The 24035-nt window shown below is 70.4% G+C and carries 19 protein-coding genes; 5 read left to right on the forward strand and 14 right to left on the reverse strand.

Translation table 11 applies throughout. From position 1 onward, the window contains the following. Nucleotides 1-229 precede the first annotated feature (229 nt). The 4 genes from ACFYW1_RS26650 to ACFYW1_RS26665 all read right to left on the reverse strand — a co-directional run bounded on the left by ACFYW1_RS26650 (nucleotide 230) and on the right by ACFYW1_RS26665 (nucleotide 5678). Complete coding sequence (locus tag ACFYW1_RS26650) at nucleotides 230-1096, reverse strand: FadR/GntR family transcriptional regulator (RefSeq protein WP_388998400.1); 867 nt, start codon at nucleotides 1094-1096, stop codon at nucleotides 230-232. Between the two features lie 154 nt (nucleotides 1097-1250). Further along, entirely contained in the window at nucleotides 1251-3239 is a 1989-nt protein-coding gene (locus ACFYW1_RS26655) for an ATP-binding cassette domain-containing protein (RefSeq protein WP_388998198.1), read from the reverse strand. A gap of 112 nt (nucleotides 3240-3351) precedes the next feature. Then, nucleotides 3352-4116, reverse strand: coding sequence for an NUDIX domain-containing protein (locus tag ACFYW1_RS26660; protein ID WP_388998201.1), 765 nt, complete (start codon nucleotides 4114-4116; stop codon nucleotides 3352-3354). A 266-nt stretch (nucleotides 4117-4382) separates the two neighbouring features. Then, nucleotides 4383-5678, reverse strand: coding sequence for a DUF4192 domain-containing protein (locus ACFYW1_RS26665; RefSeq protein ID WP_388998204.1), 1296 nt, complete (start codon nucleotides 5676-5678; stop codon nucleotides 4383-4385). A 110-nt stretch (nucleotides 5679-5788) separates the two neighbouring features. On the opposite strand from ACFYW1_RS26665, the gene ACFYW1_RS26670 reads away from it, so the two are divergent. Next, nucleotides 5789-7960, forward strand: coding sequence for a RecQ family ATP-dependent DNA helicase (locus tag ACFYW1_RS26670; RefSeq protein ID WP_388998207.1), 2172 nt, complete (start codon nucleotides 5789-5791; stop codon nucleotides 7958-7960). Nucleotides 7961-8178: 218 nt separating this feature from the next. Beyond that, nucleotides 8179-8808 carry a hypothetical protein gene (locus ACFYW1_RS26675; RefSeq protein WP_388998210.1) on the forward strand — a complete coding sequence of 210 codons (630 nt, stop codon included), beginning with the start codon at nucleotides 8179-8181 and terminating at the stop codon, nucleotides 8806-8808. Between the two features lie 66 nt (nucleotides 8809-8874). On the opposite strand, the gene ACFYW1_RS26680 is transcribed toward ACFYW1_RS26675, so the two are convergent. From ACFYW1_RS26680 to abc-f, 6 genes are all read right to left on the reverse strand, one after another. Beyond that, complete coding sequence (locus tag ACFYW1_RS26680) at nucleotides 8875-9489, reverse strand: hypothetical protein (protein ID WP_388998213.1); 615 nt, start codon at nucleotides 9487-9489, stop codon at nucleotides 8875-8877. 60 nt (nucleotides 9490-9549) lie between these two features. Beyond that, nucleotides 9550-10260 (reverse strand): ribonuclease HII, encoded by a 711-nt coding sequence (locus ACFYW1_RS26685; protein ID WP_388998216.1) that lies wholly within the window; start codon nucleotides 10258-10260, stop codon nucleotides 9550-9552. A gap of 202 nt (nucleotides 10261-10462) precedes the next feature. After that, nucleotides 10463-12190: a DUF4153 domain-containing protein gene (locus ACFYW1_RS26690; RefSeq protein ID WP_388998219.1), complete on the reverse strand. Its 1728-nt coding sequence runs from the start codon at nucleotides 12188-12190 to the stop codon at nucleotides 10463-10465. Nucleotides 12191-12409: 219 nt separating this feature from the next. Beyond that, nucleotides 12410-13330, reverse strand: a complete 921-nt coding sequence (locus tag ACFYW1_RS26695) for an ADP-ribosylglycohydrolase family protein (RefSeq protein WP_388998222.1) — start codon at nucleotides 13328-13330, stop codon at nucleotides 12410-12412. Between the two features lie 12 nt (nucleotides 13331-13342). Then, the gene (locus tag ACFYW1_RS26700) at nucleotides 13343-14002 is read right to left on the reverse strand and encodes a histidine phosphatase family protein (RefSeq protein ID WP_388998225.1); all 660 of its coding nucleotides are present in this window, start codon (nucleotides 14000-14002) and stop codon (nucleotides 13343-13345) included. A gap of 25 nt (nucleotides 14003-14027) precedes the next feature. Continuing rightward, entirely contained in the window at nucleotides 14028-15638 is a 1611-nt protein-coding gene (abc-f, locus tag ACFYW1_RS26705) for a ribosomal protection-like ABC-F family protein (protein ID WP_388998227.1), read from the reverse strand. 173 nt (nucleotides 15639-15811) lie between these two features. On the opposite strand from abc-f, the gene ACFYW1_RS26710 reads away from it, so the two are divergent. After that, nucleotides 15812-16498, forward strand: a complete 687-nt coding sequence (locus ACFYW1_RS26710; RefSeq protein ID WP_388998230.1) for a TetR/AcrR family transcriptional regulator C-terminal ligand-binding domain-containing protein — start codon at nucleotides 15812-15814, stop codon at nucleotides 16496-16498. Between the two features lie 70 nt (nucleotides 16499-16568). On the opposite strand, the gene ACFYW1_RS26715 is transcribed toward ACFYW1_RS26710, so the two are convergent. Then, the gene (locus tag ACFYW1_RS26715; RefSeq protein WP_388998233.1) at nucleotides 16569-17174 is read right to left on the reverse strand and encodes a YdbC family protein; all 606 of its coding nucleotides are present in this window, start codon (nucleotides 17172-17174) and stop codon (nucleotides 16569-16571) included. Between the two features lie 169 nt (nucleotides 17175-17343). Here ACFYW1_RS26715 and ACFYW1_RS26720 point away from each other — a divergent pair, with 169 nt between their 5' ends. Beyond that, nucleotides 17344-17880, forward strand: a complete 537-nt coding sequence (locus ACFYW1_RS26720) for a TerD family protein (protein WP_388998236.1) — start codon at nucleotides 17344-17346, stop codon at nucleotides 17878-17880. A gap of 129 nt (nucleotides 17881-18009) precedes the next feature. Here ACFYW1_RS26720 and ACFYW1_RS26725 read toward each other — a convergent pair whose 3' ends face one another. The 3 genes from ACFYW1_RS26725 to nrdR form a co-directional block, all read right to left on the reverse strand. Then, nucleotides 18010-18771 carry a GNAT family N-acetyltransferase gene (locus tag ACFYW1_RS26725; protein WP_388998239.1) on the reverse strand — a complete coding sequence of 254 codons (762 nt, stop codon included), beginning with the start codon at nucleotides 18769-18771 and terminating at the stop codon, nucleotides 18010-18012. Between the two features lie 266 nt (nucleotides 18772-19037). Beyond that, nucleotides 19038-21932 carry a vitamin B12-dependent ribonucleotide reductase gene (locus tag ACFYW1_RS26730; protein WP_388998242.1) on the reverse strand — a complete coding sequence of 965 codons (2895 nt, stop codon included), beginning with the start codon at nucleotides 21930-21932 and terminating at the stop codon, nucleotides 19038-19040. A gap of 159 nt (nucleotides 21933-22091) precedes the next feature. Continuing rightward, nucleotides 22092-22604 (reverse strand): transcriptional regulator NrdR, encoded by a 513-nt coding sequence (nrdR, locus tag ACFYW1_RS26735; RefSeq protein ID WP_148839803.1) that lies wholly within the window; start codon nucleotides 22602-22604, stop codon nucleotides 22092-22094. Nucleotides 22605-23139: 535 nt separating this feature from the next. Between nrdR and lexA the strand changes: the two genes are divergently transcribed. Continuing rightward, a complete protein-coding gene (lexA, locus tag ACFYW1_RS26740; RefSeq protein WP_072488421.1) occupies nucleotides 23140-23934 on the forward strand; it encodes a transcriptional repressor LexA in 795 nt (264 codons plus the stop codon). The last annotated feature ends 101 nt before the right edge of the window (nucleotides 23935-24035 follow it).

Genomic DNA, 24035 nt, shown 5'->3' on the forward strand with positions numbered 1-24035 from the left:
GGTTTGGCCTCAGAACTGCACAGCGCACTGAATGGCTGCTGTATTCCTTCCGTGGCGGTCACCTCTTAAGTCATCGCACTGCTTCGAGGAGTGTTACGCCCAATCCACGTGGCCCGAGTCACACCTCATTTGCGACGAACGAGACCAAGAGTGCATTTCTCCCCACAATTGTGCCGCCGGACCATGACGGGCCCGGCGACACGTGGTGCGCACCCCGGTTGTACCGCGCTCAGTGCTCGCGGGGCGCGGGCACCACCCGTTCCACCTCGGGGTGGACGACGAGCAGTTGACGCATGGCCGTTTCGGCACCCGCCGCGTCGCCGGACGCGAGGGCCTCGACGATCCGGGCGTGGTGGCCGAGAGAGGCGTCGGTGGGGCGGTCACAGCCCGTGACCGGGCCGCCCGATACCTGCAGCGCCGCAGCGACGATGCCGGAGAGGTGCTCGAGCATCCGGTTGCCCGCCGCCTGGATGAGCAGGGAGTGGAACTCCGCATCCGCCCGGGAACAGGTAATCGCGTCGCCCTGCCCGACCGAGTGCCTCATGATCTCGACCATGTCACCGAGGCGCTGCTGAATGTCCTCGCGCCCGTGGCCCGCGGCAAGACGCGCGGCGAGCGGCTCGATCGTCCAGCGGAGCTCCCCCAGCTCGCGGCGCTGGTCCTCGCGCTGGGGACCGAAGGCGCGCCATTCGATGATGTCGGGGTCCAGCAGATTCCAGTCGCTGACGGGGCGGACCCTGGTGCCCACGTTGGGCCGGGCGCTGACCAGCCCCTTGGCTTCGAGGACACGCAGGGATTCGCGCACGACGGTACGGGAGACCTCGAAACGCTGACCGATCTCTTCCGGAACGAGGGGGCGGTCGGCACCCAGGTCACCGGAAACGATCATCTGACCCAGCTGCTGAACGAGTTGGCCATGGAGGCCGCGGCCCCGGCTGGCCGAGCCCCGCCGGCCCACCCGACCGAGCTCGGCGTCGGGACCGTCCCAGGTGCGAAGAGCGGCGCGCTCGCCGGCCGGCGCCTCCGCATACGGGTAGCGATCGAGTTCACCCGGGCCGGCGAGGCCGGAATCGGCGGAGCGGGCGGCGGTCATCATGGTGTGCGCAAGGGTACTCACGCATCCTTTGTCGGCGCAGCTCACGCAGCTCTTGAGGTCTTTGGTGAAAAGCACACGAAAGGGTGATCGGCACCCACCCCCCAATTGACGTCTAACCGGTATAAACCGGTCATTCTCTTGGGAGTTGCGGGCCCTAACTCGGCCCGACACCGCTCTGCGAGCGCCAACGGACCCGACCGTGAAGGCCGGTGAACAGGTACGCGCAGACCAGGACCGACAACGACAACGACAGCGCGACCCCCACCGGATGGGCCACGAGCCGCCCGGCCGCCGCCACCCATCGGTCCATCTCGTGGGGCCAGCTCGGCCACACCAGTTCACGGAGCCTGCCCGGCAGCCCGACGGTCGAGCGGGAGCCCGGCCCCGCCGACAGAGCCTTCCGGACAAGCGGAGCCACAAGCACCGGCACGGCCAGCACCGCGGCAACACCACCCGTGGCCACCCGGAAGATCCCGGCGGCCAGAAGCCCCGTCCACGCGCAGCCCACGACCAACCCCACCCAACCGACGCACAGCGAAACCGAGTTCGGTGGAATATCGATCAGATCGGGGCCGTACACAACCCGCAGGGCTTCGGTGGAGAGCAGGACGACAGCCAGGGCCAGCACCACGGCGACACCTGCGGACACCGTCAGCTTGGCAAGGAGCAGCCCCGGCCGACGGGGGATCACACCTCGTCCCACGGCGAGCGCGGGATAGCGGAATTCGTCACCGAACGACAGGGCGCCGAGAATCCCGGCACCGACCGCCGCGGGCGGCAGGGGCAACAGCGACGGCCAGGCCGCCAACATCTTCGGCAGCGGCGTCTGACCGGTACGGGCCAGCAGTACGGAAAGCCCGGCCGAGAGCACCATGACAACGGCCATGACCAAGAGCGTTGTCCTGACACCGAACATGCGGCGCAGCTCGTACCGCAGCGGGTGGAGCGGGCCGCGGGCGGGACGGCGCCCGATGGGAGGCGGCAGTGCCGGGCTCGACGCCCGTACGGTCCGCCGAGAAAGGCCCGGCTCCCCGTTTTCGACGGACACCGCAGGGGTTGCCGGACCCCCTGGGGACACGGCAGCCGCAGGGCGTGTGGAGCCTCCGCGACCTGTCGGATTCGCCCGAGCCGTGAGGTCCGCGTGACCCATGAGGCCCTTGTCGCTGATGGGGTGCGCGGGACCGATGATCTGCTCCCGTCCCGTCGCCCCCGCGGGTTCCACCGGCACGGCGGGTTCCATTGCCTCCGTCGGTTCTGCCGGTGCGGTGGAACCGGTGTCACCGATCTCGTCGGCGAGCTGGTGCACCGGCAGCCCGTGCCGGAACGCCGTGTCACCGATCTCCGCGCATGTGGAGCCGTACACCGAGAGTCGGCCGCCCGCTTCGGTGACCACCTCGACCGAGCGCCGGGCCACCCGGGCCTCCCGGCTGACGACTGCGGCAAGGCGGGCCGCGTGCGGAGTACGGACTGCGACCCTGGGGCGCAGCCGGGTCCGGGAGAATTCGTCGATGCCCTGGTCGGCGACAAGCCTGCCACCGTCGATGGTGATCACTCGGTGGGCGTTGCGCGCGGCCTCCCTGGGGTCGGTCGTGGTGTACAGAACAGTTCCGCCCCGCGCCGCGTGAGCTCGCAACAGTTCGTGCAGCCAGCCGGCCTCGCGCGGCGAAAGACCCTCCGCCGGATCGTCGAGGACGAGCGCGTGCGGGTCGCCGAGCAGCGCCGAGGCGAGTGCGAGCCGACGGTCCATGCCGGGCGAGAGCGCGCCGATGCGCCGGTCCCCGAGCCCGGCCAGCCCCACGGCGTCGAGCACTTCGTCGGCCCGCGTCACCGACACCCCCGCAGCGGCGCAGAGCATCCGGAGCTGTCCACGGGCGGTGCGGGCAGGGTGCCCCGGGACGTCCCCGAGGAGCACCCCCACCTCGCGGGCCGGATGCGGGATCCGGTGCAGCGGTCTGCCCCGGAAGTAGGTGATGCCCCGCCCCGGGTCGAGTTCGAGCATGAGGCGGAGGGCCGCGGTCTTCCCGGAGCCGGGAGCACCCAGAAGTGCGGTGACACGGCCGGGCCGGGCTTCGAGGGTGAGGTCGTCCACGGCGGCCGGAAGGCCGCGGCGGGGGGCACTGGTGAGTCCGATGGCCTGGAGCATCGCTTCTCTCGCGGAAGGTGAGACCGCTCGGCGGCAGAGTGGGTACCGCAGCAAGATAACGCGACAAATCAGACTTTTTATGTAGCTTCGATACCGCGGGTGTTCCGCGGACTCAGACCTCCGGCCTCAGCATCGGAGGGTTGAGCACCGTGGCCGCACCGGCCCGGAACAGCTGGGCCGGGCGTCCGCCCTGACGGGTGGTCGTACCGCCCGAGGGCACCAGGAAGCCGGGCGTGCCGGTCACCTTGCGGTGGAAGTTCCGCGGATCGAGAACCACGCCCCATACCGCCTCATACACCCTCCGGAGCTCGCCGACGGTGAACTCCGGCGGGCAGAAGGCGGTGGCCAGGGAGGAATATTCGATCTTGGACCGGGCCCGTTCGACCCCGTCGGCAAGGATCCGCGCATGGTCGAAGGCCAGTGGGGCCTGGCTCTCGCCCTCCTGGCCGAAGCCCCCTTCCGCCCCGAGCAGATCCTCGACGGGTGCCCACCTCGCGCTGTTCGCGTCACCGCCCGCCCGCGGGGCCGGCAGATCGGGAGCCAGTGCGAGATGGGCGACGCTGACGACCCTCATTCGCGGGTCGCGACCGGGGTCCCCGTAGGTGGCGAGCTGTTCGAGGTGGGCGCCGTTGCCGACTGCCGGAGCCGCCGGATCCTGGGCGCACAGGCCGGTCTCTTCCACGAGCTCCCGCGCCGCCGCCGCGCCGAGATCCTCATCGGCTCTCACGAACCCGCCGGGCAATGCCCATCGCCCCTGGAAAGGCGGCTCACCACGGCGTACGACCAGTGCGCAGAGCGCATGGCGGCGCACCGTGAGCACGACCAGGTCGACAGTGACGGCGAAGGGCGGGAAAGTCGACGGGTCGTAGGGCGGCATGCCGTGATCATAGTCGTCTGCCTGACGATAAACACTCCCTTCGAAGATCTCTTCTCGATCCCGCGCGCATCTCCTCTTCGTTGGCTTCGCGGTCCGCCCCCGCCTCGTGCCGGGTACCGCCCGCCCCCGGACCGCGCTTCCCCGGCACCGGCTTCTCTCCCCCATGGACCACTCCCTGCCCGAGCCGATGCTGTACGAAGCGTCGCGGTCCGTGCCTCTCTTCCACGTCTCAGCGGCAAGGTCTGTTCAGTGACGAGGCCCCCGGGTCATCCATCACTCCTGTGGGTGCGTCGGCTCGGTGTGGTTCGCCCGGACCCGCGCCGGGCGGCCGTTTCGGGGCGGGAGGGGCCGGACGGCGCCTTCCGTCGATGCGAGGGGGCCGGGCGTGTGGTGCGGGATCGGGCGCCAGGGGTGGCCCGATGGCTCCGCCGTCCCGTTCGGGCGCTGCGCTCCCCGCGCAGGCAACGACGCAGCGTCTCCGGGTCGAGGCCCTGGTTGCACGCTTCGTGGAGAAGCTGGGCGAAGGTGTAATCGGGATCCATCCGCAGGGCGAGCCCCAACGCGACTCGCGCGGCCGGTTCGTCTCCCGTCGACCAGGAAACCCAGCCGGCCAGGGCCAGTGGAGCCGCGGCGTGTTCCTCGTACGGTGAGACACAACGGCGGGACAGTGCCCGCCAGAGCCGGAGCGCGGAATCGGCCTCCGGGCCTTCCATCCATTCCGCCGCCCTGTCACGGGTCTCCCGGTCCTGCAGGCCGAGGATCACCGAGGCCGCCTCGTCGTGGCTGATCAGCCGGTCGTCGTTGATGTCCGCGAGGGAGGGAGTCGTCGGTTGCTCCTCCCCGAGACGCTTCATGAGCCTCCTGGCAAGGTCCAGGGTCTCCCTGCCGACGGCCTTGCGGCCCGCTTCGTCGAGGAGTTTGGGCATCATTTCGACCCCTACCGAATCGAGCGCGCGTTGCTGATCCGCCTCGGCAGCTGTGCCCATAGGCATGAGCCTGGACTCCATCTCTCGCAACGATCCGCGCACTTGGATGCCCGCGTACGCGGCGGCGGCCGCCATCACCGAGGTGCCGGGCATGGCCATCCGGTTGCCCTCCGCCGGGCAGCAACGCCCGTCCGGGCAGCAGTAGGACCAGTACCGGCCGTCGGAGATGCAGAGCGCTTCGAGCACCGGCACATCGAGCGCGCCGCAGGCCGTACGCAGGCTCTGGGCCAGGGGCCGCAGCCGCTCCATGACCCGGCCGGCGGGCTCGCCCTCGGCAGGATCCTGGCAGAGGAAGATCACGATCGCGTCGGGAGGGCTGCCGCGCCGCTCGCTCCCCTTGATCAAGCACTCGGCGAGCTGCTCCGCGACGGCCGGCCATTCCTCGGGCGTCTGCGGGATGCCGACCCTGAGCCGCCCGCCGAAGCGGCCCCTGCCGCCGTGCAGGGCGACCATGACCACGCTGTCGTTCGGATGGAATCCCATGAGGTAGGGAAGGGCGTCTGCGAGCTCGGCGGGGCCCCGCAGAGTGACCTGCTGCTCGTCGACCGGACCGTTGGATTCGTGGCGCTGGTTCATGGCATGACCGTCCCGCGAACGGCAAAATTCCGCGACCCCTGTGGATAACTTTTTCCACAGGCTGGAGCGACCGTTCGCGGTTTGTCGTAGCCATCGGGTTGCATGGGGGCATGACCCAAGCAACCCGTGCAGACCTCAGGGCCTCGGCCGACTCCGTACTTGCCCGCCTCGTCGGCGACCCCACAGGCGCTGCGCGGCTGCGGGAGGACCAGTGGCTGGCCATCGAGGCGCTCGTCGCCGACAAGCGCCGGGCCCTGGTCGTCCAGCGGACCGGTTGGGGCAAGTCCGCGGTGTACTTCGTCGCGACGTCCCTGATCCGCGCGCAGGGCGGCGGGCCGACCGTGATCGTCTCGCCGCTGCTCGCGTTGATGCGCAACCAGGTCGCGGCGGCTGCCCGCGCCGGAATCAGCGCCCGCACGATCAACTCCTCCAACACCGAGGAGTGGGAGACCGTGCAGGCCGAGGTGGCGGCCGGTGAAGTGGACGTGTTGCTGGTCAGCCCCGAGCGACTCAACAATCCCGACTTCCGGGACCAGGTCCTGCCCCGGCTCGCCGCCGCCACCGGACTGCTCGTGGTTGATGAGGCGCACTGCATTTCCGACTGGGGTCACGATTTCCGGCCCGACTACCGGCGTCTGCGGACCATGCTGGCCGATCTGCCCGCCGGTGTGCCCGTCCTGGCGACCACCGCGACGGCGAACGCCCGGGTGACCGCGGATGTCGCAGAACAACTGGGTACCGGCGCGGGAACCGACGCGCTCGTGCTCCGGGGCTCCCTGGACCGGGAGAGCCTCAGCCTCGGTGTTCTGCAACTGCCGAACGCCGCGCACCGGTTGGCCTGGCTGGGCGATCACCTCAAGGAGCTCCCCGGCTCGGGAATCATCTACACCCTGACGGTCGCCGCCGCCGAAGAGGTCACCGCGTATCTGCGTCAGTGCGGGCACACGGTGGCGTCCTACACCGGTCGCACCGAGAACGCCGACCGGCAGCAGGCGGAGGACGACCTGCTCGCCAACCGGGTCAAGGCCCTCGTGGCGACGTCCGCGCTGGGCATGGGGTTCGACAAACCCGACCTCGGATTCGTCGTCCATCTCGGCTCGCCCTCCTCCCCCATCGCCTACTACCAGCAGGTGGGGCGTGCGGGGCGTGGTGTCGAGCACGCGGAGGTGCTGCTCCTGCCGGGCAAGGAGGACGAAGCGATCTGGGAGTACTTCGCGTCGGTCGCCTTTCCTCCCGAGGAGCAGGTACGACGGACGATCGACGCCCTCGCCCACGCCGGCCGGCCGCTCTCGCTGCCCGCCCTGGAGCCGTTGGTCGATCTGCGGCGCACCCGGCTGGAGACCATGCTCAAGGTGCTGGACGTCGACGGCGCCGTCAGACGCGTCAAGGGCGGCTGGATCGCCACCGGTGAGCCCTGGGTGTACGACTCGGAGCGCTACGCGTGGGTGGCCCGCCAGCGGACTGCCGAGCAGCAGGCGATGCGCGAGTACGCGACGACGACGGGCTGCCGGATGGAGTTCCTGCGCCGTCGGCTGGACGACGAGGAGGCGACCGCCTGCGGACGCTGCGACAACTGTGCGGGGGCCCGCTTCGACGACCAGGTGTCCAGCGTGGCCCTCGACGGTGCGCGGGGCGAGCTGAGCAGACCCGGTGTGGAGATGGAGCCCCGCAAGATGTGGCCGACCGGCCTCGCGGCCGTGGGCGTCGGCCTCAAGGGCCGCATCCCCGCGGGGGAGGTGTCGTTCACCGGTCGCGCCCTGGGGCGACTCTCCGACATCGGCTGGGGCAACCGGCTGCGCCCGATGCTGGCGCCCCAGGCCCCGGACGCCCCTGTTCCGGACGATGTGGCGAGCGCCGTGGTGAACGTGCTGGCCGACTGGGCCAAGGGCCCCGGGGGCTGGGCCTCGGGGGCCGAGGACGCCGCGCCCAGGCCGGTCGGCGTGGTCACTGTCGCCTCGCAGAGCAAGCCTCGGCTCGTCCAGTCCCTGGGTGGGCGTATCGCCGAGATCGGCCGGATGCCGCTGCTCGGCAGCGTCACCTACGCGCCGGGCGCGACGGACCTGCGGATCTCGCGGACCAACAGCGCACAACGGGTCCGGGCCCTGCACGAAGCACTGGTGGTAGAACCCGGTCTGGCCGACGCGCTGGCCTCGGCGGGCGGTCCCGTGCTGCTCGTGGACGATCTCGCGGACACCGGCTGGACTCTGGCGGTGGCGGCACGACTGCTCCGGCGGGCCGGAGCCCAGGGCGTGTTTCCGCTGGTCCTCGCTGTTCAGGCGTGACAGGAGGCGTTGTTCGGGCAAGGCGTGGGCAGGGATATCAGAGTCATTCCGGCTGATTACCGTCACCTGCGCCAATTGCTCGTTGCCGCCTGCCGATACGCCAGGAAGAATTGGACTCGCTCCCCGCGCAGTCCCTTTCGCGGCCCGGAAGGGTTGTGCCGCGGTGCGCCCTCACTCGACCCTGCCCGCATCATGGGCGCGTATGCGAAGGGAGGACCGTGACCTTCGGATTCGCTCCGTCCGCAGCCACTTCGATGTCGGCATCCGCCGACTCCGCCAACCGTCTTGCCAGGATGCTCGAACCGGCCGAGTGGGCTGAAGCGGGAATACCGCTGCTGCGCAACCCCCGCGAGGTTGTCAGCGGCTTGCACGCCCGGCACAGACCGACCCCGACGACCGCCGTCGTGGCCGTGCTCGACCACGAGGAACGCCTCACGGCCAGCGCTTCGTTCACTCGTCGCCCCACGGCCGCGGACGGCTGGGAGTTCCGCAACGCGCTGCTGGCGCATCTGCGCCGGGTGATCCCGCACGACCTCCGCCGCCGCACGCCCGTCCGGACCGCGGTGCTGCTCTACTGCCGCGAGGGCGACGAGCGCTGGACGGAGGAGGACGGTGCCTGGATGTGGGGCCTGCGCGACGCCTGCACCCTGCACGGGCTGCGCTGCGGCGCGTACATCACGCTGACCAGCGGCGGTTGGCAGGTGCTGGGCGAGGGCCGGGGCGGTCGCCGCCCCAACTCCACGTCCGGCCCGTCCGCGCTCGCCGACATGCCGCTCGGGCCCGACCCGGCCCCGCTGCGCACCGGTGGTGGCGCGGCGCAGGCCCTGCGGCACACCGCCGCCCGCTGATCACGGACGCGGGCCCGACCACCCTGTCGGGCAGCCGGGCCGTCGTGGTTCCGGGGGCCCTGCGGATCAGACCCCGGCGCCGAGCACCGCGTTGATCCGCTGCGGGTCACCGCACACGATCAGGAGTGCTCCGGCACGCTCCCGTGCGTCGGTCAGCGCAGGTGCGACCTCGCCGCCTCCGTTGACGGCGACGATCACCACGGGGCGGGGCTTCAGCCGGTCCGCGGCCGCGGCACCGGCGAAGAAGACGTCGTCGCCGGCCTCGTGCTGCGCCCAGTAGGCGGCCTCGCCGAAGGAGAGTTCGTGCGCGGCCCACGGGTGCTGCTCACCGGTGGTGAGCACCAGGATCTCGCCCGGCGCGCGGCCGGATTCGAGCAGCAGGTCCACCGCTTCGTCGGCGGCGTCGAGAGCGCCGGCCGCCGAGGCGGGGATCAGCTGGATCTGCGGTGCGGAACGATTCTCCTGCTGACCTGCCTGGGGTCGGCCGGGAGTGGGGTGCGGGCGCTGCGCCGGGGGCGCGGGCTTCGCGGGGCCGGGCCCGGGGCGACCGGGGCGCGGCGTGGCCGCTGAACGCGGGCCGGGTACGGGACGGGGGGTCGACGCGGTACGGCCTGAGGCCGGAGTGACGCGGGGACCCTGGGCGCTCTCGTGAATCTGAGGCTCCTCGGGGATGAGAGGCATGAGTGGTTGTCTATCAAACGCCGTCGCTCGGGGCATCGGCGGGTGGGTACAGGTGCGCGATCAGAAGTCGAAGCCGAGCTGGCCCCCGCTTTCCAGTGCAGCCGCCTCGGCGGAGATACGGACTTTCTTGAGGTGCTGCCACCTGGGCACCGCGTCGAGGTAGGACCACGAGAGGCGGTGGTGGGGCGTGGGCCCCCGCTCCTCCAGTGCGGCCCGGTGCGCGGGCGACGGGTAACCGGCGTTGGCGCCGAAGGCGAAGTCGGCGTACTCACCGGATTCCGCGCCCAGTTCGGCCATCATCGTGTCCCGGCGGACCTTCGCGATCACCGAAGCGGCCGCGACCGCGATGCAGGACTGGTCGCCCTTGATCACGGTGCGGACCTGCCAGGGCGCTCCCAGGTAGTCGTGCTTGCCGTCGAGAATCACCGCGTCCGGCCGGACCGGCAGGGCTTCGAGGGCACGTACAGCGGCCAGGCGCAGTGCGGCGGTCATCCCGAGCTCGTCGATCTCCCGGGGAGAGGCGTCGCCGAGACCGAAGGCGGTGACCCAGCTCTCCAGCAGCGGCGCCAGCTCCGCGCGACGCTTGGGACTGATCAACTTGGAGTCGGTGAGTCCGGCGGGAGGTCTGCGGAGGCCGGTGACGGCCGCGCAGACAGTGACCGGTCCCGCCCACGCTCCGCGTCCGACCTCGTCGACACCGGCGATGATCTTGGCACCGGTGGTGGCGCGCAGTGAGCGCTCGACGGTGTGCGTGGGTGGTTCGTACGGCATGGCGCCTGTCAGCGTACGCCGATGACGACGCCGGCAAAACCCCGGGGCTCCTGTCAGTCGCCGGAACCTCGCGGCGGATCGTGGAGCGGGTGGCGACACGTCCGCGGGAGCATGGCCCGCGCGTGGGGCCGCACCGGTACGGTGCGGTGCCGCCACCTCGGGATACCCGGCCGGTACGACCCGAACGCGTGGGCAGGGCCGGTCAGTACGGGTCGTAGGGATCGTATTGGTCGACGCCTGTTTCGCCGTCGCCGCCTGTGCGTGAAGCCGTGCAGGACTGCACCGGATCGCCGGAGATCGGCTTCTTCCGCAGGATGTCCCGGGCCCGCGCCTCGCCCAGGTCGGTGGCGTACCAGGGCACGTCGTCGGAGCGCAGTGACCGCTCGATGTCCATGAGGGCGCAGGAGCGCAGTGGTTCGGGCAGTGTGTCCAGGGCCGGTGCGGCATCGGCCGACAGGCCCCGGAGGTAGGAGATGTCGATGGAGCGGTCGTCGCGGTAGCGCTGGACGTTCTGCTCCGCGATCAGTCCGTCCGGCGAGACGAGTCCGAAGGTGAGGACGGCGACGGCGGCGCTGACCGCGACGGCTCGCGGCAGCAGGCGGGCGCCGAAGACTCCCGCGACCAGGATCAGGACGATCACCACGCCGAGCCAGAGTTCGACCGCGGCCACGGATATGCGCAGCCGTGTCAGCCCGTATTCGTCGACGTACAGATCCATCCTCCTCAGTGCGGAGGCCACGACGGTGAGGGTGAGCAGGCACAGCACGCCGAGCACGCTCCGGACGAGCGTGCGGTCGCCTTCCCGTCCGCGCGGGGCCCAGCGCAGGGCGAGCGCGATGACCAGCAGGGTGAGCAGCGTCGCCCAGAGGAGCTGCCAGAAACCCTGGCGGGCGTACTGGGCGTGGCTGAGGCTCGTCTCGGCCATCACCTTGTCGTATCCGCCGAGCAGCACGGTGAGCTGGACGGCGATGAAGACGGCGAACAGCAGGTTCAGCACGATGAGGGGCAGGGCCCATTCCAGCCGCCCGCGCGCCTTGCCCCGGCGGATGGTGATGCCGTCCCAGCGCACCGGGGCGGCCGCGGTGTACGCGGCGGCGAGTGCACCGATCAGACCGGTGACGAAGAGGAGGACCCGCCAGGGGCTGTCCTTCATCGACACATCGGGCATCAGGTCGCCGAGCACGTCGGCGAAGGCTGCGTCGGCACTGGCGAACAACGCCCCGAACACGATGAGCAGAACGAGCGCCACGCCGGTGCTGCGCAGGACGACGCCCAGACGTCCCCGGGAATCCGCGACCCTGGCGTGCACGCCCCGTCCGCCCCAGGCCAGCCCGTCGGCGATGGAGCTGAACAGGCCCAGCGAGCCGAGGAACACCCCGAGCCAGCTGCGGCTTCCGTGCAGGGCGAGCGAGCCGAGTGCGATGGCCGAGACGACGGCGAGGAACACGGGCCATCCTGCGGCCCTGAGGGCGGGCACCGCGAGGAGTGCCAGGCCACCGACCGCCCAGCAGGCGGTCCACGGGCGGAGGCGGCGGCCGGCCGCCCGCGCGGCGTAGAAGGCCCCGAGCGAGGCGGGAACGGCGACGATCAGCAGATTCGGCCCGAGGCCGTCCCCCAGCAGCAGGGAGCTCAGCAGCGCCGTGACGAGGACGCAGCAGAGCGTCGCGCCGCGGATGGCGGCCGGTGCGGCCGGGCGCAGTCGCGCCAGCGCGGGTTCCTGGGGTCTCTGTGGCTGCCAGTGGCTGGGCGGTGGTTGCCGTCTGCCCTGTGGTTGTGCGTACTTCGGTGTCCGCGGCGGCTCGGGTATGTCATCGCGAAGCTCCGGCACCTTCACCGGTGCGGCCTGCTCGGACGTTCCGCCCCGTTCCGTTGGCCCGGACGCCTCGGGGACTTCTTCCGGCCCGGCGGTTCCTGGTGTGCGATCGGACATGGGACCCCTCCCCTGCCGAGGCCCGCACGCACCACCCGCAGGGCAGCTGCTTGGGGCACCCCGGCGTCTCGATTCGGCGCACGCGCGTCAAAATGATCATCGACGGCGGCGTGGCCGAAAGAGTAGCCCCTCCTTTGCCGCTTCCGGCAGGGAGGGAGGGGCTGTGGCAGTACCGTGACAGACGGACGGCACCGGGGCGACGCCTCACGCGTCGGTGGCTCAGGCGGCGTCGCCGGACGGGCGCGGGAGCCAGTCCGGCAGTTCCTCCGTCTGTGCCGACCAGTCGGCGGGCGGGGCGCCGTTCCTGCCCGCGGCGACAATCCCGCCGACGATCGCGCAGGTGGTGTCTACGTCTCCGCCCGCCTGGGCCGTCACCCAGAATGCCTGCTCGAAGTCGCCGAGGCCCCGTGCCGCCGACCAGAGGGCGAACGGGACGGTGTCGTGCGCGCTGGTGCGGCGGCCGTTGCCGAGGACCGCCGCAACGGTGCCGGCGTCGTCGTAGTCGAGCATGTCCCGGGCCCGGCGCAGCCCGGCACCCACCGCACTGCGCGGCACGAGGGCGATCACGCCGTCGAGCAGGTCCGCCGGGGCGGGCGGGCCGCTGTCCGCCGCCACCAGGGAGGCCGCGGCCGCGACCGCCATGGCGCCCACGACCGCCTCGCGGTGCTGATGCGTGGTGTAGGAGGAGATCTCGGCCTGATGGGTGGCCTGCTCCGGGTCGTCCGCGTACCAGGCGCCGAGCGGCGCGATGCGCATCGCGGAGCCGTTGCCCCAGGAGCCCTGGCCCTGGAACAGCGCGGACGCCAGCTCCCGCCAGTCGCCGCCTTCACGGACCAGCCTGAGCATGCGGTTCACCGCGGGGCCGTATCCCCGGTCGAAATCATGGTGCTCGGCGAAGGAGCCGGCCAGTGCGTCCTGATCGATTCGCTGGTGCTCCCCCAGCACAGCCAGGACCGAGACGGCCATCTCGGTGTCGTCCGTCCATTGCCAGGGGCCCGGCGGGAGTTCGCGCCGCTTCAGCAGCGGATAGTTGACGGGAACAAAGAACTGGGAGCCCAGTGCGTCTCCCACGGACAGTCCGTGCAGGCTGGCGAGGGCTCGTGCGAAACGTTGGTCGGAAGCAGAGTCGGCAATTGTCATCGCTCGTCCACTCTATCCGGTGATGCCGTAGGGCTCAGGGGTTCTCCAGCGCTCGAAGGGCCGGTCGAGGGTGTACCGCCCGTCCTCGCCGAGCATCAGCGTCCGGGTCTCCCCGTTGCCCGGATTGGACAGCGACTCGAACTCGGCCACCGACCAGTGGAACCAGCGCATGCAGAACAAACGCATGGTCAGCCCGTGCGTGACGAGCAGGACGTTCTCCGGGTGGTCGGGGGCTTCGAAGCTGCGGTACAGGCTCTCCAGGAAGGCCCCGACCCGGTCGTACACATCGGCTCCGGACTCCCCCTGCGCGAAGCGGTAGAAGAAGTGGCCGTACGCGTCGCGGTACGCCTTCTGCAGGCGCACGTCGTCCCGGTCCTGCCAGTTCCCCCAGTCCTGCTCCCGCAGTCGTGGTTCCTCCCGGACCCGCACCCGTTCGAGATCGAGGCCGAAGGACCGGAAGGTGTCGTGGGTGCGGCGGTAGGGCGAGATGTACACGCTGACGCGCTCGTGCCCGAACATCTCCCGCAGCCGCAGCCCCGTCTCCCTGGCCTGCCTCAGCCCTGTCGCGGTGAGCTTCAGCGCGTGGTCCGGCACGCGCTCGTACACCGTGTCGTCTGCGTTGCCCTCGGACTCCCCGTGCCGGACGAGGACGATGCGTTGCGGTCGTGCCATGTACCGACCCTAGATCGAGCACGGCTCATTCGAGCAGTTGTCCGGACTCCATCCGACGGATGTCACCGGTGAAGCGACGGCGCAGCAGCCGGTCGTGGGAGACGACGACCAGCGCGCCCCGCCAGTGGGCCAGTGCTTCCTCCAGCTCCTGCACGAGGCCGAGCGCCAGATGGTTCGCGGGCTCGTCGAGCAGCAGCAGGTCCGCGGGCCGGGCCAGCAGGCGGGCGAGGGCGAGCCGTCTGCGCTGCCCGGCGGAGAGCGATCCGACCGGCACCCCGAGGTCCCGGGGGCGGAACAGCCCGTACGAGAGCAGCAGTTCCGCCTGCTCCTCCTCGGTGAGGGGCAGTCCTCGGCCGAATGTCGCGAGCACGCGCTCCGCCGGGCGGTTCACCGGCACCTCCTGCGCGAGGTAGCCGATCCGGCCCCGCCGGATCACACGCCCCGCGTCCGGTTCGAGCACGCCCGCCATGACGCGGAGCAGGGTGGACTTCCCCGCTCCGTTGCCGCCGTGGATCAGGATCCTGTCGGCCGCCGTCACGGAGAGCCGGTCGATCGCGAGCCGGTCGCCGACGCGTATGTCCGTCAGCGAGACGAGCTCGCCCCCAGTCGTACCGGCGGTGGGCAGGGCGGCGAAGCGCAGTGGATCGGGCGGCCTGGGGACCGGCTGCTCCCTCAGTCGCTCAAGGCGCTTCTCGGCGTTGCGGATTCGACCGGACACCGATGCCTGGACCCGGCCACCGGCCCGGTCGTAGGCCATCTTGTTGTTGTCCTTGATGGCGCGGCCGGCCGCGACGCCGTGGGCGGTGGTCGTCGTGTACTCCTCCAGCCGCGCGGTCTCCTCGCACCACTGGGCGTAGGACTGTTCCCACCGTCGCCGTGCGGCGTCCTGCTCCGCCCGGAATCCCGAGTAGCCGCCCCCGTAGCGCACGACCGTGCGCCGGTCGGCGTCGACCTCCAGCACCGCCGTGGCCACCCGTTCCAGGAAGACCCGGTCGTGGGAGACCGCGACCACCGTGCCGGTATGTGCCAGCAGGGCGCTCTCCAGCCAGTCGAGAGCCGCCCCGTCCAAGTGGTTGGTGGGTTCGTCGAGCAGCATCACCTCGGGGCTCGCCGCGATCAGGCAGGCGATGCCGAGCCGCGCCTGCTCGCCGCCGGAGAGGCTGCCCAGCCTCCTGTCCGGTCCTATGTGGGCGAGACCGAGACCGTGCATCGCCTTGTCGACACGGGCGTCCGCCTCGTATCCGCCGCGTGCCTCGAACTCGGTGAGCAGGTCCCCGTAGGAGGCGAGCGCGGTCCGGTCGGCCGTACCGAGCTCCGCCTCGGCCTCGCGCAACCGCCGTTCCATCGTGCGCAGTTCGGCGAGCGCGTCGTCGATCACGTCCTGGACCGTGCTGTCGGGCGGCAGTCTCGGGGTCTGGGCCAGCAGGCCCGTACCTCCGTCCGCTGCCGTGAACGCGCTTCCGGCGTCGGGCCGTTCGAGGCCCGCGAGCAGGCGGAGGAGGGTCGTCTTCCCCGCGCCGTTCTCCCCCACGATGCCGATCCGTTCGCCGGGGCGCACGGTCAGCGAGACATCGTCGAGCAACAGCCTTTCACCTCGGGACATGGACACATCGCGCAATGAGATCTGCGTGGGCAAGAGCGCCTCCGGACTCGGTCGTTCGGGAAATAAATCGATCTGAGGACAAGGAGCGACAGCGGCCGCCGGCCGGGCCGCCCCTGGACGGACCGGCGAGCACAAACAAACGCCACCGTTGTCGCATTAAGGCGAGTGTGGCACACTGAAATCCACTAATGCAACTGGAGTAGCAATTGAACGAGCAAGGAAACACCTCGACGGCCGGGGCATCGACGGCCCCGCTCGCGCCCGGCACCCGCCGCCCCGGCGGTCGCACCGCCCGGACCCGGGCCGCGGTCCGGGACGCCGTTCTCACCGGCCTGGTGGAACACGGATACCCGGGCCTCACCGTCGAATACGTCGCGGAGCACGCCGGTATCCACAAGACGACCCTCTACCGGCGCTGGGAGAACGTCGAAGGGCTGGTCGCGGACGCCCTCGACCTGGCCGGGGAGGACAGTTGGGCGCCGCCCGACACCGGAGGTCTGGAAGGGGATCTGCGCGCGCTGGCGCACACGACGGCCGAGTCCTTCACCGCCCCCGCCACGGCGGCCGCGCCGACCGCCTTCATCGCCGCCGCGTTCCAGTCCCGCCGCGCCGCGGAGGCGCTGAACACCTTCTACGCGGGGCGGTTCGCGCGCTGCGAGGCCATCGTCGAGCGCGCCGTGGCCCGGCGCGAGCTGGACCGGAGAACGGATGCGGGGGCGCTCGTCAGAGCCGTCGTGTCACCGCTGTTCCTCAGACTGTTCATCACCCGCGAGCCCGTCGACGGGGAATTGGCCGACCAGTGTGCCGCCGCTGCGCTGGCCGCCGCCCGAGCCGGGGTCTTCGCCACCGCGGCCGCCCCAGAAGACACCGACGCCCCGGCCGGGACTACCTGATCAGCGGCCCGTGGCATCCGCGGCCCGCCGTCCCGGACACCGGCGCGGCCGGATCCGCCGCGCCGACCCGTCACACCGTCCAGGAGGGTTCCAGTTGCACGACGTCTCCCGCCAGCTCCGCCACGTCGTCCTCGATCCGAGCCCGTTGCGACAACCGCTCGATGCTCCCCGCCCGGTACTTGCCCCGCTCGGCGCTCGACTGCCACATGGACAACACCAGGAACTCATGCCCCGGAGCCTCGCCGAACACCCCTCGCAGCATGCCGGGCGATCCGGCCATCGCCGGGTTCCACACCCGTTCCTGCATCAGCGCGAAGTGCTCCACCCGGTCCTCGCGCACCTTGCTGTGCGCCACCCTGACGACGTCCGCGTCGGTGAAGCGCGGCTCAAAACCGGTCTTCACATCGAAGCGGTACTCGAACAGCTTGACCTGGATTCCGCTGTACGTACCGGACTGTGCGGCTGCCAGGTCGTCATGGGCCCGCGCCATGAACGAGTCGTAGAAGACACGGTTCTCCCAGAAGGCGAAGACGTGCGCCACATCCGGGCGTTCCCGGCTCCACCCGCCGCCCTGCCCCCTGAATCCGGGCTCGCCCAGCAGCTCCGCCCACTTCCGCTGCCCCCGTTCAAAGCCTCGACGGTCCACCACGGTGCAACGAATCCACTTGACCAGCACTGCGCCATCGTACGGCGCCGGGCGTGGCGCGGGTCACCCTCCGACGGGGCGGCAGTGGCCCGATTCCGCCATCGAGAGCCAAGTCGGTTGGCTCCACGGTCGGTTACGGACATGATCGGGTGGAACGAACGCCCCGACGGCCCGGCGGCAAGCCAGGGAGGCAAGTCCGATGAGCACGCCCAACAAGGACATCGAGAAGGTCGAAGTCAGGCTCAAATGGGATCCCAGTCCTTCGGGCGCCCCCGACCACGACCTCGACATCATCGCGGCGACGTACCTCGCGGACGCGCCGTACGGCAGCCCCGCTTATCTGGTGCACTTCGACAGCCGTTCGCCGGACGGCACCATCAACCTCAACCGCGACAGCAGGACCGGCCAGGGCTTCGGCTTCGACGAGGTGATGACGCTGGAGCTGAGCCGGTTGTCATCCGCGTACGCCCGGGTCGTCGTCGGGGTCGCCATCCAGCAGCGCGACGGTCGCAAGGCGTTCGCCGACATACCGAACACCGGCGTCCAGATCCGGGAGGGCTATACGAACCTGGCGGAGGACGACTTCTCCGCGGTCGGCACCGCCACCGCGGCGACCGTCGCCGAGTTCGTCCGCGGCACCTCCGGTGCCTGGGAGTTCCGCAGCATGGTTCGCGGCTTCGACGGGGACCCCGACTCGTTCGCCGGTGCGATGGGAAGCCGTACGCCCGGAGCGTGACGCGTCACGGCAGGCCGAGGGGACGGCGGGGGGAAGCCGGCCGGCATGCCGAAGGGGACCCGCCACCGAGCGGTCCCCTTCGTACCGCGGGCCGCCGTTCGGCCACTCTCCGTCCGGACCGTCCCGCGCTCAGCCCCGTTCGAAGCAGTGCATGCGGCCGATGGCGGAGAAGCCGCGGCGCTCATACCAGTGGCGCGGCCACTCCTCCTCGTCGGCCGACAGGAAGCGGGTGCCGCAGCCCTCGGCGGCGGCCAGGCGCAGGGCGGTGGTCAGGACGGCGTCGGCATGACCGCGCCCGAGGTGGGCCTTCGAGGTGACCAGGTCCTCGATCTGGGCCGTGCCGGTCGCCGGGTCCAGATAGAGGTCGGCCCACGAGGCGACCTCGCCCTCCTCCGTGCGGGCGCCGATGAAACGCACGATGTCGGCCCCGCGCCGACGGGCCTCGCGCCGGTCGACGAGGTGGCGGACGACCTCGTCGTCCACGTCCGGGAGGAATACCCGCCACTGCCGGGCGAGCGGAGTGCGCAGTGCGTCGAGGTCCACCTCCTCCGCGGGCCCGCCGGCCGGCACCGGCCCCGCGTGCAGCATGAGCAGACAGGTGGAGCGGGTGTATCCGGCCCGGATCAACGGCTCCGCGCACGCCGTCGCGAGACCGTCGTCGAGCACGGAGATCATCCGGTGGTTCAGATGCCCCAGTGCCTTCTCCGCGACGGCGGGCAGCGCCCCGGGATCCACGGCCGTGTCGATGAAGACCTGGTTGTTCGCACGGGAATGGGCGAACGTGTCGTCAAGTACGACGAATCCGCCCGGGAGTTCGACGACGCGCTCGGCCTGACGGCGGGCGAAGTCGGTCAAGAAGGCAGTGATCCGCTGGAGTTCCGGGCTCGGCATGGGGGAAATCTACGCAGCCGTACGCTGCGGGCGCCTTCGAATTATTCCCCAAGGGCTGTCCCCGGTGCTCCCATCCGCTTCGCCGCCGGAGGCCGGTGACGCACCCCGTGCGGCCTCGGCGCACGAAGGGCACGGCGTGTCCGGACCTTCGCGGGGTCCGGACGCCGGAAAGGGTGCCGGCCATGGCCGGCACCCTTCCTCATGCGCGGTTCGGTGTCCTCAGCGGCGGGCGCTCAAGGCCGCTTCGGACGTGATCGCATCCGGTATCAGCTGCAACCGCTGGTGGAGCCGCAGCCCTCGCAGATGTAGCAGGATCCGGCGCGCTGCATCTTCGTGCCGCAGGAGAAGCAGAGCGGCGCGTCCGCGCTGATGCCCAGCTGCATCTCGACGAGTTCCGCCGAGGTGTGCGCGGTCTTCGGCGCGGGCTTCTCCGCCTCCTGCACCGCGGCCACCGCCTTCAGCGGCTCCGTCCGCAGCGGCGCGGACTGGGCCAGGCCCTCGACGTCCAGTTCCTCGTCCTCCAGGGAGGGCTCGTACGAACCGGTGTCGAGGTGGCGCTGACGCTCCTCGGCCGAGTGGATGCCCAGGGCGGAGCGGGTCTCGAAGGGCAGGAAGTCCAGCGCGAGGCGGCGGAAGATGTAGTCGACGATCGACTGCGCCATCCGCACGTCCGGGTCGTCCGTCATGCCGGCCGGTTCGAAGCGCATGTTGGTGAACTTCGAGACGTACGTCTCCAGCGGGACGCCGTACTGCAGACCCACCGAGACGGCGATGGAGAAGGCGTCCATCATGCCCGCGAGAGTCGAACCCTGCTTGGACATCTTCAGGAAGACCTCGCCGAGACCGTCGTCCGGGTAGGAGTTGGCGGTCATGTAGCCCTCGGCGCCGCCCACCGTGAAGGAGGTGGTGATGCCGGGGCGGCCCTTGGGGAGGCGCTTGCGGACCGGGCGGTACTCGACGACCTTCTCGACCGCGGTACGGATGGTCTCCTCGGCCTTGGCCGTGACCTCTGCCTTCTCCTTCTCCTTGGTCTTCGCGGAGAGGGGCTGGCCGACCTTGCAGTTGTCGCGGTAGATGGCGAGCGCCTTGACGCCCATCTTCCACGCCTCGAAGTAGACCTCCTCGACGTCCTCGACGGTGGCCGTCTCCGGCAGGTTCACCGTCTTGGACAGGGCACCGGAGATCCACGGCTGGATCGCGGCCATCATGCGGACGTGGCCCATCGCGGAGATGGAGCGCTCGCCCATGGCGCAGTCGAAGACCTCGTAGTGCTCGGTCTTCAGACCGGGGGCGTCGATCACGTTGCCGTGCTCGGCGATGTGGGCGACGATCGCCTCGATCTGCTCCTCCTGGTAGCCCAGGCGGCGCAGGGCCTGCGGGACGGTGCCGTTCACGATCTGCATCGAGCCGCCGCCGACCAGCTTCTTGAACTTGACCAGGGCGAGGTCGGGCTCGAGACCGGTGGTGTCGCAGGACATCGCGAGACCGATGGTGCCGGTGGGCGCGATGACCGAGGCCTGCGAGTTGCGGAAACCGTTCTTCGCGCCGAGGCGGATCACGTCCTGCCAGGCCTCCGTGGCGGCGGCCCAGATCGGGTTGTCCAGGTCGTCCATGCGGACGGCCGCGGCGTTGGCGTCGGCGTGCTGCTTCATGACGCGCTGGTGCGGCTCGGCGTTGCGGGCGTAGCCGTCGTACGGGCCGACGACCGCGGCGAGTTCGGCGGAGCGCTTGTACGAGGTGCCGGTCATCAGCGAGGTGATGGCGCCGGCGAGGGCGCGGCCGCCGTCGCTGTCGTAGGCGTGGCCGGTCGCCATCAGCAGGGCGCCGAGGTTGGCGTAACCGATGCCCAGCTGGCGGAAGGCGCGGGTGTTCTCGCCGATCTTCTGGGTCGGGAAGTCCGCGAAGCAGATGGAGATGTCCATCGCGGTGATGACCAGCTCGACGACCTTGGCGAAGCGCTCGGACTCGAAGGACTGGTTGCCCTTGCCGTCGTCCTTGAGGAACTTCATCAGGTTCAGCGAGGCGAGGTTGCACGAGGTGTTGTCCAGGTGCATGTACTCGCTGCAGGGGTTCGAGCCGTTGATCCGGCCGGACTCCGGGCAGGTGTGCCACTGGTTGATCGTGTCGTCGTACTGGATGCCCGGGTCGGCGCACGCCCAGGCCGCCTCCGCCATCTTGCGGAAGAGGGACTTGGCCTCGACCTCCTCGATGACCTCACCGGTCATCCGGGCGCGCAGCCCGAACTTGCCGCCGGTCTCCACGGCCTTCATGAACTCGTCGTTCACCCGGACCGAGTTGTTGGCGTTCTGGTACTGGACCGACGTGATGTCGTCGCCGCCCAGGTCCATGTCGAAGCCCGCGTCGCGCAGGGCGCGGATCTTCTCCTCCTCCTTGACCTTGGTCTCGATGAAGTTCTCGATGTCGGGGTGGTCGACGTCGAGGATGACCATCTTGGCCGCGCGTCGGGTGGCACCGCCGGACTTGATCGTGCCCGCGGAGGCGTCGGCGCCGCGCATGAAGGAGACCGGACCGGAGGCGTTGCCGCCGGAGGACAGCAGCTCCTTGGAGGAGCGGATGCGGGAGAGGTTCAGGCCGGCACCGGAGCCGCCCTTGAAGATCATGCCCTCTTCCTTGTACCAGTCGAGGATCGACTCCATGGAGTCGTCGACGGACAGGATGAAGCAGGCGGAGACCTGCTGCGGCTGGGGCGTGCCGACGTTGAACCAGACCGGCGAGTTGAAGCTGAAGATCTGGTGCAGGAGGGCGTACGCCAGCTCGTGCTCGAAGATCTCGGCGTCCGCGGGAGAGGCGAAGTAGCCGTGGTCCTCGCCGGCCTTGCGGTACGTCTTCACGATCCGGTCGATGAGCTGTTTCAGACCGGTCTCGCGCTGCGGGGTGCCGACGGCCCCGCGGAAGTACTTGCTGGTGACGATGTTGACCGCGTTCACCGACCAGAAGTCGGGGAACTCGACGCCACGCTGCTCGAAGTTGATCGAGCCGTCGCGCCAGTTGGTCATGACGACGTCACGGCGCTCCCACGTCACCTCGTCGTACGGATGCACGCCGGGGGTGGTGTGGATGCGCTCGATGCGCAGACCCTTGCTCGCCTTGGATCCCTTGGTACGGGAACCTCGTGCCGGGCCGCTCGCCGTCTCTGTCATGCCGCCTCCCATATGTGGGCAAAAACGCCCTGAAGTGCCCAGAACTTCCCGGGGCACAGTCTGTCTCTGATGCTTCAGGCACCGCAAAGCGCCCGAAACAGGTTCATGAAGCCGCCCCGCCGCCGGTCCACGGACCCGTGCCGGCAGGCCGGCGCCGCTCTAGTCGGCGGCGACGGCGGGAACGGGGACCGCGGGGGTCTCGCCCTTCCCGCGCTCTTTCGCGGGAGGCCGCTGCTCACGGAGTTCCGCGATGGCGGCCTCGAAGTCTTCGAGTGTGTCGAACGCCCGGTACACGGACGCGAAACGCAGGTACGCGACGAGGTCGAGTTCCTGCAGGGGGCCGAGGATGGCCAGCCCCACGTCGTGCGTGGTCAGCTCGGCACTGCCGGTGGCGCGCACCGCCTCCTCGACACGCTGGCCGAGCTTGGCGAGGGCGTCCTCGGTGACCGGCCGACCCTGGCACGCCTTGCGCACGCCGGAGATGACCTTGGTGCGGCTGAAGGGCTCGGTCACGCCGCTGCGCTTCACCACCATCAGCGAGCAGGTCTCCACCGTGGTGAAACGGCGGGAGCAGTCGGGGCACTGGCGGCGGCGTCGGATGGACGTGCCGTCATCGGTGGTGCGACTGTCGACGACCCGGCTGTCGGGGTGCCTGCAGAAGGGGCAGTGCATGGCTCCCAACCCTCCTTCACAGCACGACTGAATAGCCTCTGCAGGGCCCTCAGGGGCCCCTCGAAGCAGTGACAAGCATAGGCGATGGCCACACCCCCGGCAGACCGGGGACCACAACTTCTGGGCGGCCGAGGCAATCCAACCACTAGATCTTGGGTTTGGTTGCACATCCAGCCCTACCGCGTGTCGCGCATCACGAGCGATCGGCAGGCAGCGTACGGCCGTGGACGAGGGTACGGGAACGGCGGGGCGGCCAGGATCGCGGGGCTCCCGCTGTCGGACCCCGACAACACCCCGGGCCCCTCCCGCGCGACCGCCCCGACCCGGCCGCCCCGCGCCCCGGCGGGCACTACCGTGAACCGCCCGGATCACCGGTGGGCCCGCGGTGGATCATGACACCCGGCCACCGCTCATACACCCAGCGGTCAGCACTGGACAGACTTTTATTCGTTTTTCACTCGAACGTGTGTTTGGCGCAACCTTTCGAAAGCTACTACCGTTGTCCAGCCAGGGAGACCATTCGAGAGGGGCCGACGTGACCACCACCGCAGACAGCGCCACCATCACCGCCCAGGACCGCTCCCAGAGCCGATTCGAGCCGGTGCATGCCATGAATGACTCAGTCACGAACATGGAGGGGCCAGAGCCCGCGCGCCCAGCGCGCTCCTTGCCCGGCCGACCTCCCGGCATCCGGGCGGACAGCTCGGGGCTCACGGACCGGCAGCGGCGGGTGATCGAGGTGATCCGGGACTCCGTGCAGCGGCGCGGGTATCCGCCCTCGATGCGGGAGATCGGCCAGGCGGTGGGCCTGTCCAGCACGTCCTCCGTCGCCCATCAGCTGATGGCCCTGGAACGCAAGGGATTCCTGCGCCGCGACCCGCACCGCCCGCGGGCGTACGAGGTCCGCGGCTCGGACCAGCCCAGCTCGCAGCCCACCGACACGACCGGCAAGCCCGCGGCGTCGTACGTACCGCTGGTCGGCCGGATCGCGGCCGGTGGCCCGATCCTCGCCGAGGAGTCGGTCGAGGACGTCTTCCCCCTCCCCCGCCAACTGGTCGGTGACGGAGAGCTGTTCGTCCTCAAGGTCGTCGGCGACTCGATGATCGAGGCGGCGATCTGCGACGGCGACTGGGTCACCGTGCGCCGCCAGCCCGTCGCGGAGAACGGTGACATCGTGGCCGCCATGCTGGACGGCGAGGCCACGGTCAAGCGCTTCAAGCGGGAGGACGGCCATGTGTGGCTGCTCCCGCACAACTCCGCGTACCAGCCGATCCCCGGCGACGAGGCGACGATCCTCGGCAAAGTGGTGGCGGTACTGCGGCGGGTGTGACCACCCGCCCGCTCAGACCGGGCCCCGGGATCCACTGCGCCGATCCCGGGGCCCTGCCCATGCCCCGGCCCCTCGCCGCCCGGACGACACCCGTACACCGG

The organism is Streptomyces sp. NPDC002669 (genome assembly GCF_042889165.1).
Taxonomy (GTDB): Bacteria; Actinomycetota; Actinomycetes; order Streptomycetales; family Streptomycetaceae; genus Streptomyces.